We start from the raw sequence: 19,478 nt of genomic DNA, 5'->3' as shown, positions 1-19,478 counted from the left end.
CTCATTTTTTTCTACACATTAAAAAAGTTATTCTTCAAACATATCATACACATCATCATCTACGACACTTTCTTCTACTCTTTCTAATAATTTATTGGTTGCTTCTTCTTCAGAAGTATTAATTGCTGCTGCGAGACTTTCCACTGTTGGATATTGAAATATGGTTGGTAGTTTTAAGTCAATATTTAATGCAGAATTAATATCATATACTAGTTTGATCAGTAAGATAGAATTTGCGCCTAAGTCAAAGAAACTATCCTTGATTGATATTTTTTCAACACCCAATTCTTTTTTGATTAAGTCTACCAATATTTGTTCGGTATGATTGCTAGCTTCAACAATATTTTTCGGAGCTGTATCATTCGTTATATCTTTGGTTTGCAGTACTTTTTTGTCCACTTTACCATTCGCATTCAATGGCATTTCGTTCAAGCTTACAAAATATTCTGGCAACATATAATCAGGCAGATTTTTCTTCAATACAGTTTTCAGTGCTTCTTCATTCACACTTTCCTCTTGTGGTACTATAAAAGCAACTAAAACTTGCTGACCTTTCCGTTCTTTTACCAATACTGCCGCTTTTTGAATGAGTTGTTTTTCTGCTGCCAGCGCTTGTTCTACTTCTTCTAATTCTACTCTGTATCCTCTTATTTTAATTTGATTGTCTTTTCGTCCAATGCATACAATCGTTCCATTAGGTAATCTTTTCCCTAAATCGCCAGTTCTAAAAATTCTTTTGCTCAATTTTGAATGTTGCACGAATTTTTCTTCCGTGAGTGCTGGTAAATTCAAATATCCATCTGATAATTGTGGCCCTGAAATACAGAGTTCCCCAATAATATTATCTCCGCATAATTGTTGTTTTTCATCCAAAATTAGAAGCTGCATGTTCGCTACAGGTTTTCCTATGACAATATTTTCTTCAAATTCTTTTAGATTTTCTTTTGTTACGGTATGTACACAAACTCCAATGGTTGTTTCTGTAGGTCCGTAATGATTTACAAATGTTTTTCCTGCCGCAATTGTTCTTCGTACATCGTTCACTATCGGCTTTTCTCCACCACAAACAATAAGTCTTAAAGTAGAGGCTTTCAAAATATTTCCTCGTACGTTTAATAATACATTTAAGTACATTGGAGTGATTTTCAAAAACGTAATTTTGTGTTCCATAACGTATTTTGAAACTCCGCTTAAGTCACGGATTAAGTCTTCTGGTGGCACATGTAATGTTGCTCCCGAAAGTAAGCAACCAAATACACTTGTGTATATTAAATCGAATGTGTGTGACGAAAGTACCATAGAACTATCGCCTGCTGTAATGTTATGTGCATTTTTGAGCCAATTACTATAGTTTGCTACCGCTTTGTGTGGAATTTGCACTCCTTTTGGTTTTCCTGTAGTTCCAGATGTATAAATGATATACGCTCTCATATCACTAGAAATCTCAGGCAATGTAATCATCTCACTTTCAAATTCTTTCAACTCAAAATCTTGAATAACAGACGCATCAATCGTAAGTACACACGCACTATCTTCTAGCATGTATTTTGTACGTTCACTTGGTGCATCTATGGCAATAGGAACAAAAGCACAACCTAGTTTTAAGACACTTAACATTGCGACAAAAACCCATTCACTGCGTTCTAATTGTAGTGCAATTGTACTTTCTGGACGAATGGAATGTGCTGTTTTTAAATACTTCGAAAATTCATCCGACATAGCATTCAACTCCTCATATGTAAATTGCTTTTCTTCACCAACCAAAGCTGTTTCGCTTCCAAATTTTTGTACTGTATTTTTAAATATACTTACAATGCTTTCATTTGGTGTTTCTGTTTGTATTTCGGAAGTCGTTAAGATGATTTCCGCTTCTGACGCTGATAAATAGCGTAATTCGTTGATTGGAATTTTAGGTTGTTGGATTGCCTGTTGCAACAATATTTCTAGATGCGATAGAACTTTTTGAATTTGAGCTTTCGCATAGATATCTGCATTGAATTCTAATAATAAATGAATTCTATTATTATGCTCTTGAAACACAAATTTTAAATCGAACATACTGAGTTTTCGAGCGTTTCCAGCGTATGTAGTCACCGTAAGTCCTGAGTCTTGATGCTTTTCCTTAACAATGGTATTTTGGAAGTTTTGCAACACAACTAAGATGTCAAATAATGGCGATCTGCTTAAATCTCTTGCCAATTTTAACTTGTCTACCAGTTTGTCAAAAGGATATAATTGATGCGAATATGTTTTTGATAATTCGTCTTTTACAAGATTTGTTAAAGCAGCAAAATTGATTTCTTTATCAAATTGTGTACGTATCGCCAACGTATTTAAATACAATCCTAGTTGATCTTCCAATTGCTCATGTATTCTTCCCGCAGTTGGTGTTCCTACAATGATGTCCGTTTCATTTGTGTATCGATACAATAACGAATTTACACCAGCTAGTAATGTCATAAAAAGTGTAGATTCACTTTTAGCTACGTAATGTTTGATACTTTCTGAGAGTTCTTTGGAAAAACTCGTCGAAACACTATCGCCATTGTATGTTTTGAGCGCAGGACGTTTTTTTGAGGTCGGAAATTTGATATGTGGAATTTCACCTTTGAATTTGTCCAACCAATACGCTTCTTCTTTTTGTATTTGTTGTTCTTGGTTTGGCATGTTGAGCCAAGCCACATAGTCTTTGTATTGAATTGAAAGTTCTGGCAACGCTTCTTGTTTACTTTTGTGCAGTAAATCATGGTAGTTTGTCAGTACTTCTTTTGCTAAAATTTTCATTGACCAACCATCGCAAATGATGTGATGAATGGTGAGTATGAGAATGTGTTGCTGTTCGGATACTTTTGCAATCGTTACATTCCACAATGGTCCTTTTTGCAAATCGAATACAGTTGTATATTTTTCTTCAATAATCGTATTTACCTCTGAAAGTGTGGCTTCATTTGTAAAAGTAAGATCGTGTTGAAATTCTGCAATGGAATGAAATTTTTGACGAACATTATTTTCTTGATCAATTATGAATTGTGTTCTCAAAATTTCATGTCGCGCTACTACTTTTGCAATTGCTTTTTCTAAAATCGCATGTTGTAATTCTCCAGAAAATTCAAAAGCTTGTACAATATTGTGTGCTCTGTCTGCATTTTCAAACTGACTTAGCGTCCACATACGTAATTGCGCTGAACTTAACGGATACGTTTCTTGAATTGCTGCTTTCGGAATTTGTGATTGCTGTTCGCCCGTTGCTTTGGAAATGATTAATTCGGCATGTGCTTTTACAGTCGCATTCAGAAATAATTCTCTAAAAGAAACCGTTACTTTAAAATGCTTGGAATACCTTCCTGCGAGTTGTATAAACTGCAAGCTATGTCCGCCAAGGTTTAAAAAGTTATCATACAGCGAAAGTTCATTTATTTTTAAAATATCTTTCCAGATACTTATAATTTTCTCTTCTTCTTGTGTGCGCACTTCCGTTGCTGCGTTTGTAACAATGTTGGAAGTATAGTCACTGTAGAGCTTTCTTTTGTCAACTTTACCATTATGTGTCATCGGAAATGCATCCTGACGTATGATGGACGTAGGAATCATATAGTGTGGCAAATGATTGTTTATATGTGCCATGAGCGTTGACATCTCAAAAGCATCATCTGCTATGATGAAAGCGATTAGTTTTTGTACCGAAGCCGATTCTTCATGGAGAATGACTACAGCTTCTTTTACCGTGTTATTTTGTAAGATTGTCGCAGCAATTTCATCCAATTCAATTCGGTAACCTCTGTATTTTATTTGATCGTCTATTCTTCCTAAATAGTGAATGGAATTATCGGAATGAATATAGGCTTTGTCGCCCGTTTTGTAATAGATGTTTCCATCAATCGTCACGAATTTTTTCTGAGTCAACTCATCATTATTCACATATCCATTTCCAACAGATTTTCCGCTTACCAATACTTGTCCGACTGCACCTTTTGCTTGAATTTGATTCGTCTTAGAGATGATATGAATCGCTGTATTTTGAATTGGCGTTCCTATGGAAGGAATTTTTTCAATTACCGTTGCAGTATCTACCGTCATCGCTGTAACTACATGCGTTTCTGAAGGTCCATAATGATTGTGCAATTGGATGTTTCTACTGAAAAGGAATTCTTTTAGATTTGCGTTGATAATTAAACGTTCTCCTGCAACAACAATGTCATTTACACAGCTTGGAAATGTTTGTAATACTTCTTTGGAATTGCTGATGTATTTTAGATACGATGTTGGGAGAAATAGCGTTTCTATTTGCTGTTTTTCTACAAATTGAAATAGTTTTTCTACGTTGTATCGTAAGCTTTCGTGAATTAAGAATAGATTTCCTCCTCTGAGATGTGTTGCAAATATTTCTTGAAAGGAAACATCAAATACCAAAGGTGCAAACTGCAATACTTTTGAAAGTTGAATGGTTGTTGCGTCATGGAAATCGACTAAGTTCATCATGTTTTCATGCGTCAACATCGTACCATTTGGTTTTCCTGTGGTTCCCGAAGTATAGATGATATAACAGATGGAAGTGCGATGTGGACTCGTAAAAATAGCTTTATTTTCTGTGAATGTTTCTTGAGAACTCTGCCAAGTTTCCATCATAGATTCGTCAATAATACAAGTTGCTTTTGAATCTTGCAGAATATAGTCTTTTCTAGCTTCAGGATAGTTCACATCTAGCGGCACAACGGTAGCTCCTAGTTTTAAAATACTCCAAATTGCAATGAGCATTCGCTCTGATCTTTCTAGAGCAACTACTACGCGATCGCCGTGTTGAATGGTGTGGTTTTTATGTAAAAATCCCGCGAAAGCGTCTGACAATTGATCCATTTCCTGATAGGTAAATTCCTGATTGTCATGCGTAACTGCTACACGAGTTCCATATTTTTGCACACTTTCATTCCAATAACTGACTAAAGATTCTTGGTGAATTTCGTGTGATTCGCCTTTAACTACGGCCAAATGCTTGTCTATAGCTAAAGAAATACCGTTTACTTTATTATTTTGGTCTTCAGCAATTTGCTGCATTACATTTTTTAGATAATCTCCAATAATGTCAATGTCTGTTACCGAAATCAGCGAAGCATTGTATAAAAACTTAAATTCAACTTGTTCATTTTTCTTCGCGATGATATTAAAATGATAGTTTGTCTGATCAAAAACCTGCGTATTTTCTAGACGTAAATCCAACGCTTTTAACTCGTCGGCTTTGGATACATCTTCAATGTTTTTCGGATAGTTTTCAAAAATGAAGATATGATCAATTAAATTTCTAGATTGCTCTGATTGTTTTTGTATGTCCGCTAATTGTAGATAACTGTACTCTTGAATTGTATTTATTTTTTCAAACGATTGCTTTAATACTTCGCGGATTGTCGTGTCTTCATCCCAAGAAATTCGAATTGGAATCGTATTGATGAAGAGTCCTAATATTTTATCTGAATCTGTTACTTCTGGTGGTCTTCCCGAAGAAACTACACCAAATACTACATCTGAAACATCGTTGATTTTTGCCAGTACAATTGCCCATAATAATTGACATACCGCATTGATAGTGACATCATTTTCTTTGGCGATGAATTCAATATGTTCCGTAAGTTCCGTTCCTAGCGAAACCGTATGATTTGCAAATTGGTATGGAAGTTCATTGTGTGTTTTTAGAAACGGAATTTTAAGCTGATTTTGATATTCGCTTAAATAGTCTTTCCAAAATTTTGCAGCTTCTTCAGTATCTTGTTTTTCCAGCCATTGTATGTACGATTCGTAGTTTGGCACTGGCTTTTGAGGAACTTCTAGTTGTAGTGTTCTCGCTGCATAAAACATCATGAAATCATTGATAATGATGCTGTTGCACCATCCGTCCATGATAATGTGATGAAATGTAAAAATACACGCATACGAAGCTGTTCCTTCTTTGACAAGTTGCAAACGTACACATGGTTTTTTGTCAATTTGAAATCCTTTTTCTAAATCTGCTTCTAGAAGTTCCTTTCTCGTACTCGTTACATTCGCCGTTGTTATGTCTGTATATGTAAAATCTAATTCAATTTCTTTTAATACAATTTGAATTGGATAATCGGTTGTTTTTTGGACAAAAATGGTTCGCAAAACATCGTATCTTTTGCAAACATCATGAAAAGCTTCTTTAAAATTAGCAGACTGTATATCTCCTTTTAAATCAAAACAATATTGTACGATATGCTGTTTTGATGACGGATTCAGCTTGTGCAAAAAGAACATTCCTTTTTGCATCGGTGAACATTTAAAGATTCGTTTTATATTTTCTTTGTGTAACATGTATTTTTATATTTTTCTTCTTGCTTCATTTTCTGTTTTTAAAAGAGTGCTTCAAACTCGTCTAAACTCAGATCATTTTCTCCTAAATCACTTGGTGTAATCACCACATTTTCTGTTTGTTCTACTAAATGTATTACTTGTTCTAAAAGCTCCGTAATTGCGCTTTTAAGTGTATGAATTGTTTCTGTACGGAATCGGGTTTTATTGTAATTAATGGTCATTTGAATTTCTCCATTCACCGTTACCGTTCGTATGTACAAATCGTAACTAATTGGACTGTCTTCCGAAATGCCTTCTCCCGTATACTCTTGGGAAACTGAAATTTTATTGTACGACATTTGCTCTGATTCAGTATCAAAACTTCCCAAATTATTGTACATGATTGTAATGTCTTCTTGCTTCGCTGTTGATTGTATTAAATCACGGTAAATTCCATAGCCAATTCCTAAGTTTGGTATTTTACGCAAGGCTTCTTTGGTGTGAATGAGCGTTTGTTCCAAATCATATTGAGGCGTCAAAATCACAGGATATTTACAGGTAAACCAACCAATCGTTTCATTGATGTCGATGGTTTCATTTAGTTCTGCTCTACCATGACTTTCCATGTGAATTTTGGTACTATCAGCATTGAAAACTTTTTTCAGTGCCATTCCGAAAATCGAAAGCATGATATCGTCCGTTCTACACGCATACATTTTGTTCGCTTCTGCTAATAAACGCTCTGTTTTTGAAGCAGATACTGTAATTGCTGCTGATGTTTGGTGTAATGTTGAACGATCGCCGTTAGGAAAATCGGGAACGATATGTGTTGTTTCTTGTGTAGCTATGTCTTCCCAATACGCATGTTCTTTCTGGAATACATGACTGTTTCCATATGCTGTTAATTCCTGAACCCAATTCCCGTAAGGATATTTTTTATCTTCGAGTTTCACTACTTTTTCTTCGAGTTGTAGCGCTTTTAGTTTTAAGAAATCTTTGATCAGAACTCTCCAAGAAATAACATCAATGACAAAATGATGAATCACAATCACTAAGCGACTTTCTTCTTCAAAATCAAAGATCGCAGCTTTTACTAAAGGACCATTTTGAACATCCATGGCTTGGTGCAACTTTTCAGTCGCTATTGCATGCATGTTTTCCAAGCTTCCTTTTCCATTACGACAGTCAATATATAATGGTTTTTCAGCTTCTATGGTAGCATCATACTGCATATACCACTGATCGTCTTCTTGTTTAAAATTTCGTTGCAACGCATCATGTTGCTGCATTAATACACGCAGTATTTCTTGAACTGCATCTGGCAACCATCGATCATTTGTATCTTCATTTACCAACGCGATTGCCAAATTGAATTGCGAAGGAATCGTTCCGAATTGATTTACAAATTCCGATTGAATCGGCAATAATGCTGACGTTATATTAATTTGATGTTGCGCATTTGTAGCATCTTTTAACGCGAGTTTTAATGCTTGATCTTTTAATGTTGGCGCCATTAATACATTGGTCACACTGATGTGATATTGCTGTTTTTTTAGTTTAGAAACGACCAACATCGATTTTATAGAATCTCCACCAAGATCATAAAAATTATCATCGACTGAAATGTCATGAGCAATATTCAATACTTCTTTCCATACGCTCGCTAAAATTTGTTCTTTTTCCGTTTCTGGTAGATTTGCTACCGCATTCTGATTCGTTTTTAGCGAGAAAGTCTTGATTTTTTTACGATCAATCTTGTTATTTGGAGTCAGCGGAATCGCATCTATAATTTCTATTTTTGAAGGAATCATATAGGATGGCAAACGGCTTGCTGCATAATTCAGAATCGTATCTGCATCCAACGATTCAGCGTCTGTAAGTTCTACAAATGCCAACAAACGATCGTCATTGTTTGAAACTACAGCTCTTCGTATGAGCAGATGTGTTTCTAAAACAGCTTCTATTTCCGTAAGTTCAACTCTAAAACCTCGTATTTTAACTTGGTGATCGTTTCTACCTAAAAATTCAAGTTCTCCATTTGGCAACCATTTTCCTAAATCGCCTGTTTTATAGATAATTTCTCCAGTTTTGTACGGATGCGCAATGAATTTTTGCTCTGTCTTTTCTACGTCATTATAATATCCAAGCGAAACACCAACACCGCCAATCGCTATTTCTCCTGCAATTCCTACGGGTAATAATTTGTGATCTGAATCTAAAATGAGAATCTCCATATTATCAATCGGTTTTCCAATCGATATTATTGAAGAAGGCAACATTTCTTTATACGTAGCGCAAACAGAGGTTTCCGTAGGTCCGTATTCGTTGAATAGTTTAACGGCTGGCAATAGTTCGTAATGCTTCTCCAACACACTTTGTGTCAATGCTTCTCCAGCTACAGTAATGGATTTTAGGTTGAGTGATTTGTCTTGTAAATCGTTCACCAATACTTCATAAAATGTTGGAACTGCAATAAAGTTCGTGACTTTTTGGTCTTGTATGAAGTTTGAAAGATAGGCTGTTTCTAGTGTTTTGTTTTGATCTGGAATGCACAGTGTTGCGCCTACAATTAGCGCACCAAATATATCTTCTACAGAAGCATCAAAGTGAAAAGATGGAATGCTTAAGATATTGTCTTCGTTTGTGAATTCGTATACACGTTCGCGCCATTTTAAGGTGTTGATAATGCTTTTATGTGCTACACTAACTCCTTTTGATTTTCCAGTAGTTCCCGAAGTAAAAATCATGTATGCTGCTGCTTCCGCAGAAACTTCTCTGTAGCAACTTTCAATAGATTGTTGTTCAATAACATTTTTTCCATGCTGTTGTTTCAAAGTATAACTACTTGGAAGCGCATGCTCCTCGCCCATTTCATAAATAACATCATAGCGATAGGTTGTCAATTCGTTGGCGATGGAATGTATTTTACCACAAACAATCGGTTTTATTGGCAATTGATTTTGAGCAACATAATCAAGGAAAAAGGCTGGTGCAACAAAGAGTTCGGTATCAAATGCAAGTTTCGTTTTTACATTAGGATGTGCTTGTTGATACATTAGAAGATCTTCCAACATGGTTTGCTTTGTATCATGATTCATGATATCGCCTAAAAACAACATTCCATCTTTGGCAACAATTGAACAAGCTTTTGCAAGAATATCACGTAAATAATTCAATCCAGGAAAACATTGTATCACACTATTGATAATGACAATATCAAAGGTTCCTAAGTCAAGTGCATCAATATCTGCCGCGCCTTTTACATAGCAAGAGACATTTAGGATTCCTTCTCGTTGTATTTTTTCTCTATTTTTTTGAATGACTTCCGAAGAAATATCCAATCCTATATATTCTTTTACATGCGGCGCTACGGCAAACATGGTAATTCCTGAAGCACAACCAATTTCAAGTACACGCTTGTTTTTGTTGAGATATGGACGCACTCTTTGCAGTACATTTTCTGAATATTCGTTCATTTCTAGTTCAGAAAACGGCAATCCTGTAAAACTACTCACCCAACCTCCTGCTTCAATAGCATCTGTAGCTGTGCTTGCGATGTGATTCCATAATTCCTGCGACATTAACGGACTTTCATTTTCTAGGATCGCGTACGGATCGTCGTTGTCAACACATGCATAGGTATTTAATTCAGAACATTCCCATTGCAATATATTTGCCGTTGGTATTTCGGAAGTCCCAATGAATATTAAAGGAACTTCAGCCTGATCTAGTACTTCTTTTTTTCGTTTTTGAGGCCAGTTTATATCTAATGGTACATACGCGCAACCTGCTTTTAAGATTCCTAGAATCAGTCCGATGTAGGTAGTTGATTTGTGATAGAGTATTCCAATGTTTTTTCCTTTCGGGATATTATTCTCAATGAGATAATTGGCAATTTTGGAAGAAAACTGATCTAATTCTGTGTATGAAAGTGCATCTTCATGATCAATCACAGCGGCATGATTTGGCAATTCTATTGCATGTTTGTGAATCAGCGACACCAATGTATCTGCTTCGTTTCGTTCTTCTTCAAAGCCTTTGAAATCGGAAAGCAATACTTCTTTTTCCTTTGGTGTGATAATATCAATATCTGAAATAGAAAGCGTTGGATTTTTTATGATTTGTTGGATGCAATTTTTGAGGTGACTTTCAATTTTTTGCAAGTCTTGTGTTTCAAATAAATTGGCATCGTATGAAAATCCGAAATGCAATTCCGCTCCCGGCATGACAATCATTGCAAAGTTGTAATTGGATTGTTCGTACACTTCAAAATCTAAAAATTCAAAGTCTAAATTCTTTTTGTTTTCGTTCAAAGAACTGAGACTTGGATAGTTTTCAAATACGTATAAGTGATTGATTAAACGATCTTTCAACTGAGAATTCGCTTGAATTTCAGATAATTGCAAATATTGATGCGCTTGTGAATCGATCCAAAATTGTTGATGATCTTTTACGACATTTTCAAAGGATTCTTCTTCAAATCGCACACGTACAGGAATCGTATTGATGAATAAACCAACCATACTTTCCACATGTTGTAAATCTCCTGGTCTTCCAGAAACTACCGCTCCAAAAACCACATCTTTTGTGTCGTTATATTTTGCTAAGAGCATTCCCCAAATTCCAGAAATCAAGGTATTTAAGGTAACACGATTCGTATTTGCCAAACGTTGTAAAGCAATGGTTTCTTCTTCTGTGATATGGAATGAATAGCGATCGTGTAGTTTGCTCGCATCTTCCACTATTATATTTTTTTCATACGGAACTTTGACGCCTTTGTCATAGTCAAATAATAGTTCCTTCCAATACGTAACTGCTTCCGAATTGTCTCTTTTTGTCAACCAATTGATATAGTTAGAAAACGGAATTTCGCTTCCAATGTCAATTACAACACCTTGCTGTAGCTGAATATAAGCTTTAAAGAAGTCGCTAAATATTAATCCATTACACCAACCATCAAACAGAATGTGATGGTGACTCAAACAAAATTCAAAAATAGAAGGTGCAAGTTTGAAGACATTGAGACGTATTAGCGTATCTTTTTCTATATCAAAACCATCTTTAATGTCTTGGTCTTTAATGGTTTTTAGAGTTTCGTTTCTGACTTCTTCCGAAACCTCAGAGACATCGTGATAGTTGAAATTTAGTTTCTGATTTCCTTTTACAATTTGCAACAAATCGCCGCCAATATCATCTGAAAAAGACGTTCTTAAAATAGAATATTTATCGAGTACTACTTGAAAAGCTTCTGCAACTTGATTTGCATTAAAGTTTCCTCTGAGTTTGAAGTTTTTCTGTTCAAAATAGGCTTTACTACTTGTGTTTCTTTGGTAATGATAGAAGATTCCTTTTTGCAGCAAACTCATCGGCAATACATCAACCACATTGTTGTCTTCAAAGATGTTTGAAGCTTCCATTTCCGCTATATTGAAGTCTGAAAATGTAAAATCAGATGGTGTGTATTTTTGCTTTTTTAAGGTTTGACAATGCGCTACGATTTCGTGACATTCTTGCGCATAAGCAGTCAACAGTTTTTCTATGGTTGTTGCTGCAAGAAAATCTTTTGGATAGAAGCATTGTACATGCAATTCTCCATTTTGTATGCGTGCTTGTACATCAATGATATAATCGCGCGTACGTTTTTCTGCAATTGGATGCACGCTAGGTTTCATGATTAAAAAACCTTCTTCTACAGCGCTTGCATCAATATTTCCGATATAGTTAATGCGTAGTTGTGGTTGTATGAATTCTTGTGTTGTATTTGACAAGTATTTATACATTCCGAAGCTCGTTCCTTTGTTGGGTACTTTTCGCAATACTTCTTTCGTGTGAATGATGCGTTCACGTAATGTGCTATGGTTTTGCAATTGCACAGGATAGATGGACGTAAACCATCCTACAGTACGACTGATATCGGTAGCTTCTAATGTTTCGTGCCTTCCATGACTTTCTACATCTATGAGAAGTTCGTGTGTATCAAACGTTTTCGAAAAAGCATCTAACAATCCTGTTATGAGTACTTCTTCGATGTTGATGTTGTATTTTTTTTGTGGTAATTCTTGGAACAACAATGTTTCTTCTTTTGAAAATTGGAACGAAGCAACTTCTTGATGTTCAAATGTATTTATGAATTCCGTTGTGTTTTTGAATATTGGTGTATGTAATTCTTTTTCAAATTGCTTCCAATAGTCACTGTCTTTTTGGAATTGTTTGGTTTGTATTTTTGCTAGTTGTTGTTGCACCCAATACGCATATGAATCTGTTTTTTGAGGCAATGCAACGGCTGTGTTGTTGTGTAAACTTTGGTATATGTTTTCAAAATCTTCTTTTAGACTGTACCATGAAATTATATCGATAATTAGATGATGGAATGTAAAGAAGAGCAATGATTTTTCGTGATCTTTAAAAAGTGCCAATCCAATCAAAGTATCTGTCACTTTAATTTGCTCCTGCACATATTGTGATTTTTCGAATACAAACTCTTCCGAAGTCGATTCAAACTTATAAAAATCATATACAGCCTGTGTTTGTATGATTTGTTTCCATTCTGTAGTTGACTTGGAAAATTGTACTCTTAAAATATCATGATGTTCGGATAGAAGTTCAAAGGCTTTTTGAACCTTTTTTTCTTCTAACGGAAGTTTGCTTTCGTATAGGAATGAATAGTTAAAGAAATGCGGAATATTTTCTTCATTGCTTAAGAATCGCTGTTGAATTGGACTTAAGGAAACTTCTCCAAAAACCTGATTTTGAGGAATTTTCCTTTTTTTAACTCTTACGAATGATCCCAATTGTTCGATGGTTGGATATTTTAAAATATCTGTCAAATCAAACGTAAATCCTTGTTCTCCTACTCTCGATAATATTTGAATTGCTTTGATGGAATCGCCTCCTAATTCAAAGAATACATCTTTAATTCCTATGGGTTTAGCTCCTAAAACGTCTTGCCAAATCGTTGCCAACATTTTCTCTATTTCAGAGCTTGGCGGCACATAATTGGTTGTGTTTTCTTGTGTAATATCAATACTTTCCAACAACGTTTCTTCAATGATTTTTCCGTTTTCATTCATCGGAAATTCATTAAATACATACGCTTGTCTTGGCAACATATACGCTGGCAAATATTGACCTAAATATTCTTTAATTTTGTTGGTATCTGCAATTGTTCCCACAACAAAAGCAATAAGCAATTGTTGTCCGTCCTTTTCAACAACTGCAATGTGTGCGTTGGTAATGGCGTCATGCGCTAGCAATAAACTTTTTATTTCTTGCGTTTCAATTCTGTAACCATTGATTTTTAGTTGCTTGTCTTTTCTACCTAAAAACTGAATCGTTCCATCAAGAAGAATTTTTCCGTAATCACCTGTTTTATAGATTCTATTGTCGGCTCTATATGGATCTGCAATGAACTTTAGGTTTGTTTCTTCGGCATCTAAATAGCCTTTTGCCAGTCCGTTCCCTCCAATATATAATTCGCCCATAACTCCATTCGGAACTAATTGTAATGAAGCATCGAGCACATATATATAGTTCCCGAAAATCGGTTTTCCAATGACTGGATTTTCTACAAAAGCAGCTAAATTTTCTGGCGTTACCAAATGTGTACAGGTTCCGATAGTCGCTTCTGTAGGACCATAATGGTTTAACATATGAATTCCAGAATGGACAATTTTTTCAACATCACTTCGTATCGGCGATTCTCCTCCACTAACAATCAATCTTAATTTGGCATCTCGCGTTAGAATATTCTCAGAAATATCTAGAAAAACATTTAAATAAGACGGCGTGATTTTCAGATATGTAATTCCATGTTCCGCTATAAAATTTGTAATTTCAATAATGTTCTTGGTTTGTCCTGTTGGCGGCACAAAAAGAGTCGCACCAGACAGAATACACGGAAATACGCTCGTATAGATAAGGTCAAATGCCAAACTAGAAAGCACGATAGAACTATCATTTTCTGTTATATTGTTTGAGGAAATAAACCAATTTGCATAGTTTACAACCGCTTTGTGCGGAATTAAAACACCTTTTGGATTTCCTGTAGTTCCTGAAGTATAAATGCTGTAGCATGTAGTATTGGCATCTATTTCAGTGGTTTCAAAATCTTTACTGTATGTATCTTGTTGCTCCGTAAATGTTGTTATAAAAGCAGCGTCAATACAGAGAGAACTTCCACTATTTTTTAAGATATAATCGATTCTTTTTTCAGGAAAATCTACGTCCACCGGAATGAAATAAGATCCTGTTTTTAAGATACTCATGATGGTTACAAAAAACCATTCGTCCCTTTCTAGTTTTACGACAATACCTTGTCTAGAAGTAATTTTATAGTGTTGCTTTAGATAGTGTGCAAATTGATTGCTTACTGTATCTAATTCACGATATGTAACTTTTCTGTTTGGTGTTTGTATGGCAATATTCTCTGGATATTTTCGAACGATATTTTGAAAACTTCCTACGATAGTATCATTCTGATCAATGGAAACTTCTTTGCTTTGCGAAGCATTGATATAGTTTTGTTGCTCTGTGTCAGACAGTATTGACAACGCTGCTATAGAAACTTGCTGGTTATGAAGTAGCTTTGGAATAAGTGTTTTGTAATGACTTAAAAGTTGGTGAATTGTGTTTGCTTCATAGATGTCTGGATTGAAATTTAATCCTAAAACAATAGCATCTTCACTTTCGTAAAAGCTTAGATTTAAGTCAAACTTAGAGGATACATTGTCTCTGTATATAATTTCATCTTCCGAAGGAATGGCATTGCTCACTATTGAAGATTGCACATTTTGCGATGTAAATAAAATATCGAAAATTGGGCTTCGACTGTGATCTCTTTTGATGTTCATTTTTTTTACTAAAACATCTAAAGGATATTCTTCATAAGTAAAAGCAGCCAAGGTATTGTCTTTTACAGACGTGTATAATTCTTCAAAGTTTTTCTCAGGCGTAATTGTATTTCGTAAAGCAATTGTGTTGATATACGGTCCAATTTGATCTTCGAGTGCTTTTGTTTTCCTTGTTGCAACTGGACTTCCCACAATGATGTCTTGTGTTCCCGTATACTTATACAGTAAGACTTTCCAAATTGTCAATAAAGTCATAAATACACTTCCTTCATGCGCTCTTGAAAATACGTGAAGTTCTTTTGACGTTGTCACGGATAGTGAAGTTTCAAAAATTGCTCCGTTATAAGTTTTGATTTTTGGACGCACTTTTGTTCTTGGCAAATCAATGACAGGCAAAACTCCCGAAAGAGTTTCTTTCCAAAACTTTTCATGTGTACTTAAGGCAGCTTCTGAAGTCACTGTTTTTTCCCATTCCGCATAGTCTTTGTATTGCAATGATAATGGAGATAATGAAATCGTTTTGTTGTTTTTCAGTGCTTCGTAGTGATCAAATAATTCTTTTAGCAATACTTGAATGGACCAACCATCGGCAATGATATGATGCAGTTTTAGATAAAAAATACTTTTATCCGCTGGCATATCAAACAACGTATAATGTAGTAATGGACCTTCTGCTAAGTTGAATATTTTATCGTTCTCATCGTCCACATATGTTTTCACGAAAGCATGCGCATCTTCTCGATTTGTGCAGTCAAAAAAGTCATAGCTACGAGTAATTTCTTTGGCGCCTAAAATCCATTGTTTGACCGTTTCTTGATCATCTTTTCTAAAAACGGTTCTTAAGATTTCATGACGTTCAATCATACAATCCATCGCTGCGTGCAAAACATCCAATTCATATTTCCCTGATAATTCAATGACAAACGGCATGTGATAGGCTTTTGAGCCTTCTGGAATTTGACTTTCTATCCAAATTTGTTGCTGAATGTTTGAGAGCGCATAATTCGGTTTGAATGCTGCTGGTAGTACTTGAATCGTATTCTTTTGAGCTATTTGTTCTGAAATGCTTGCTATCGTTGGATACAGAAACACATCACGCATGTGTAAATCGCTCTCAAAGGCAGTATTTATATGATTTACCAGTTGCATGGCTTTCATACTGTGTCCGCCCAATTCAAAGAAATTATTCGTAATTCCAATCTGTTGCGTTCCCAATACTTGCTTCCAAATCGCCACCAATTCTTTTTCCATGGCTGTACTTGGCAGTATATATTCCGCCTGTATCATGTCGTCCAAATCTATTGCTGACAACTTTTTTCGATCTATTTTTCCATTGACCGTTAGTGGCAACTTTGGAATTTCCATGTAGAAACTAGGAAGCATATAGTCTAGCACTTGCGTTTGTAAATGCTTGCGAATTTCTTCTTTAAGCAGCTTTTTAGTACTTATATAATAAGCGACTAAGTGTTTTTCGTTTTGATGTAATTGAACATCTACATAGGCAACTTCAATAGTGTTTATGTTTGTAATTGCCGCTTCTATTTCTCCTAATTCGATTCTGTGACCACGAATTTTAATTTGTCGATCACTTCTGCCTATAAATTCAATATTTCCATCAGGAAGTTTTCTAGCTAAATCTCCTGTTTTGTATAAAATTTCAGCTTCTATAAAAGGATGCGGAATGAATTTTTGAGCAGTTAATTCTGGTTGATTTATATATCCTTTTCCAACTCCATCACCCGAAATACATAATTCTCCCAAAATACCATCTGGTTGTAAAGTATTGTATACACTATCTACAATATATACTTGATAATTGGCAATAGGTTTCCCGATAGGAATATTTGGTGTTTTAATGGCATCTATACTGCTAACTTCATACGCAGTAGCACAAACCGTCGTTTCTGAAGGTCCATATGCATTGATGACTTTTATATTTTTGGACAGATACCAAGCAACCATTTCTGGTTTGATAGGTTCTACTCCAAGAATGATTTTTTTCAGAAAGATTTCTTCATAAGAATCCAATGTTTTTGCAATAAGATGCACATGCATGGGATGAAGATAACTGTATGATATTTGATTTTTATATAGAAATTTGGCGTAAGCTTCAGGATCAAAAGTGGTTTCTTCTTTTGCTATATATAAAGTACTTCCAGACGTAAGTGCTGTGAATATTTCCTTTACAGAAACATCAAAAATTGATTTACAGGTTAGCGAAATATTGTGTACTTCTTTGTTAAAGTAAGACATGATATTTACACAGTTTTTATGTGTAATCATGACGCCTTTTGGATTTCCTGTAGTTCCAGAAGTATAAATGGTATACGCTAAATTTTCTGGGCGAATTGCTTGCGTTGGAAGTGTATTGTTATAAGCAGCTGCCTTCTCTTTAAAAACAGTCAATTCTTCTCTGTCAATCACAGCTTTACATGCTGCATCTGCACAGATATAGTCTATTCTATTTTTCGGATATTCTACTGCCATTGGCACATATGCCGCGTCTGCTTTTAGAATTCCTAATATTGAAATGATAAGCCACTCGCTACGATCTAACAGTATTGCGATAACATCATCTGGCTGCGGATTGTAGGTTTCTTTTAAATAGTGTGCTAGCTGATTTGATGTTTCATTTAATTCTTTGTACGTAAGCGCATTTCCTTCAAATACTACAGCGATTGCATTTGGACATTTATGTACTTGATCTTGAAATATATCAACTAGTGTTTTGTTTTTTGGATACGACTCACTTGTTGCATTGTAATTCGTTAATTGTGTTTCTATTTCTTTTGTTGAAAGATAATTTACTTGACGAATTGGTGTTGCCACTTCCGTTGTAATGATTTTACGCATGAAGCTTTCAAAATGTTCAAGAAATCTGTCAATAAAAGAAGTTTCATAGATATCTGCATTGTAATTTAATGTCAATTTTAACTCTTCTGTTTCTGCAAAAACGAAACTAAGATCAAACATTGCTACATTAGAATCTACCTGATGTGGTTTTGTTTCTAATCCTTTAAAGAAATTATCGGTTGCGACTGCTTGTAATTGCGATTGACTTTGCAATACTACCATTACATCAAATAATGCCGAGCGAGATACATCTCTTTTTAACTGAAGCTTCTCTATTAATTCGTCAAATGGATACGATTGATGCTCGTATGCTTCAAAAATATTTTCTCTTGCACGTTGTACTATTTTGGTGAAATTATCGTTTGATGCAATTTGTGTACGAATTGCAATTGTATTGATAAAAAGACCTATTTGGTTTTGTAAGTCTGGATGTTCTCTTCCAGCTACTGGTGTTCCTAAAATAATATCATCTTGATCTGTATATCGATATAGAAACGCATTGATTCCAGCTAATAGCGTCACAAATAAAGTAACATTTTGATCTTTTGAGAACTGAGTTAAAGTCTGATGGAATTCGCTTGAAAATTTGAAATGATTCGTTTTTCCATTGTATGTCTTTACTGCGGGACGCTTTGTAAAGCTAGGTAATTGTAGTGATGGAAGTTCTCCTTGAAATTTGTTGAACCAATATGTTGCTGCTTTTTTATGATTTTCAGTGTTTTCAGATTGGTTTTTCCAAACTGCATAATCTGGATATTGAATTGCTAACGTTGGAAGTTCTACAGGTTTTGATGTACAATGCGCATTATACGCAATGACCAATTCTCTGGAGAAAACTTCCATAGACCAACCATCGCCAATACTGTGATGCAATACAGCTATGAGTATATGTTTGGTTTCGGATATTTTGAGAAGACGCGCGCCCAATAAAGGAGCAATTGAGATGTCTAAATCAAATTCATAAAACGGAGCTATATTTTCAATTGTAGCAGTCGTTTCATCTATGTATTCTATTTCAAAAGTGTTTTGTCCTGCTGGTGTAATTTGCTGAAATACTTCTCCGTCTTTTTCTACAAAAGATGTTCGCAAACTATCATGTCGGTCAATAACATATTGAAAAGCTTTTTCTAAGGCTTCTTTATTCAACATGCCTTCCATTTGATAGGCTACAACGATGTTATAAGCTGTATTTGCATTGTTGAATTGACTCAGCATCCAAATACGTTTTTGAGCTGATGTCAAAGGATAAAAAGCTTGTGTTGGAGCTTTGGGAATCTTTGAAGTATTTTCAGCACTCAATAATGTAATTAAATCTTCTTTATACTTTTTTATTTCTTGTATATGAGAAGATGTTACTACACCTTGTGGAGCTTTAATTTTTAGGTCGTTATCCTGTATTTCTAAACGAACTCCTAATTTGTATAATGTATCTAATAGAGACTTCATATTCACACAACTACTATTGATATTTTAAAA

2 protein-coding genes are annotated in these 19,478 nt (G+C 35.0%); both read right to left on the bottom strand.

What is annotated here, in order from left to right; genetic code table 11:
* Positions 1 to 27 precede the first annotated feature (27 nt).
* Positions 28 to 6,321 (bottom strand): non-ribosomal peptide synthetase, encoded by a 6,294-nt coding sequence (locus Q0845_RS19180; RefSeq protein WP_298516676.1) that lies wholly within the window; start codon positions 6,319 to 6,321, stop codon positions 28 to 30.
* A 38-nt stretch (positions 6,322 to 6,359) separates the two neighbouring features.
* On the bottom strand, positions 6,360 to 19,448 hold the full coding sequence (locus tag Q0845_RS19175) for a non-ribosomal peptide synthetase (RefSeq protein WP_298516674.1): 13,089 nt from the start codon (positions 19,446 to 19,448) through the stop codon (positions 6,360 to 6,362).
* Positions 19,449 to 19,478 lie beyond the last annotated feature (30 nt).

The organism is uncultured Kordia sp., from assembly GCF_947489565.1.
GTDB lineage: Bacteria > Bacteroidota > Bacteroidia > Flavobacteriales > Flavobacteriaceae > Kordia.
The sequence above is the reverse complement of the archived record's forward strand: the minus strand, read 5'-3'. Positions and strand labels throughout refer to the sequence as shown.

Excerpts from the sequence above, each read along its gene's own strand:
- Q0845_RS19180 (WP_298516676.1), bottom strand. The coding sequence starts at position 6,321 with ATGTTACACAAAGAAAATATAAAACGAATCTTTAAATGTTCACCGATG.
- Q0845_RS19175 (WP_298516674.1), bottom strand. The coding sequence starts at position 19,448 with ATGAAGTCTCTATTAGATACATTATACAAATTAGGAGTTCGTTTAGAA.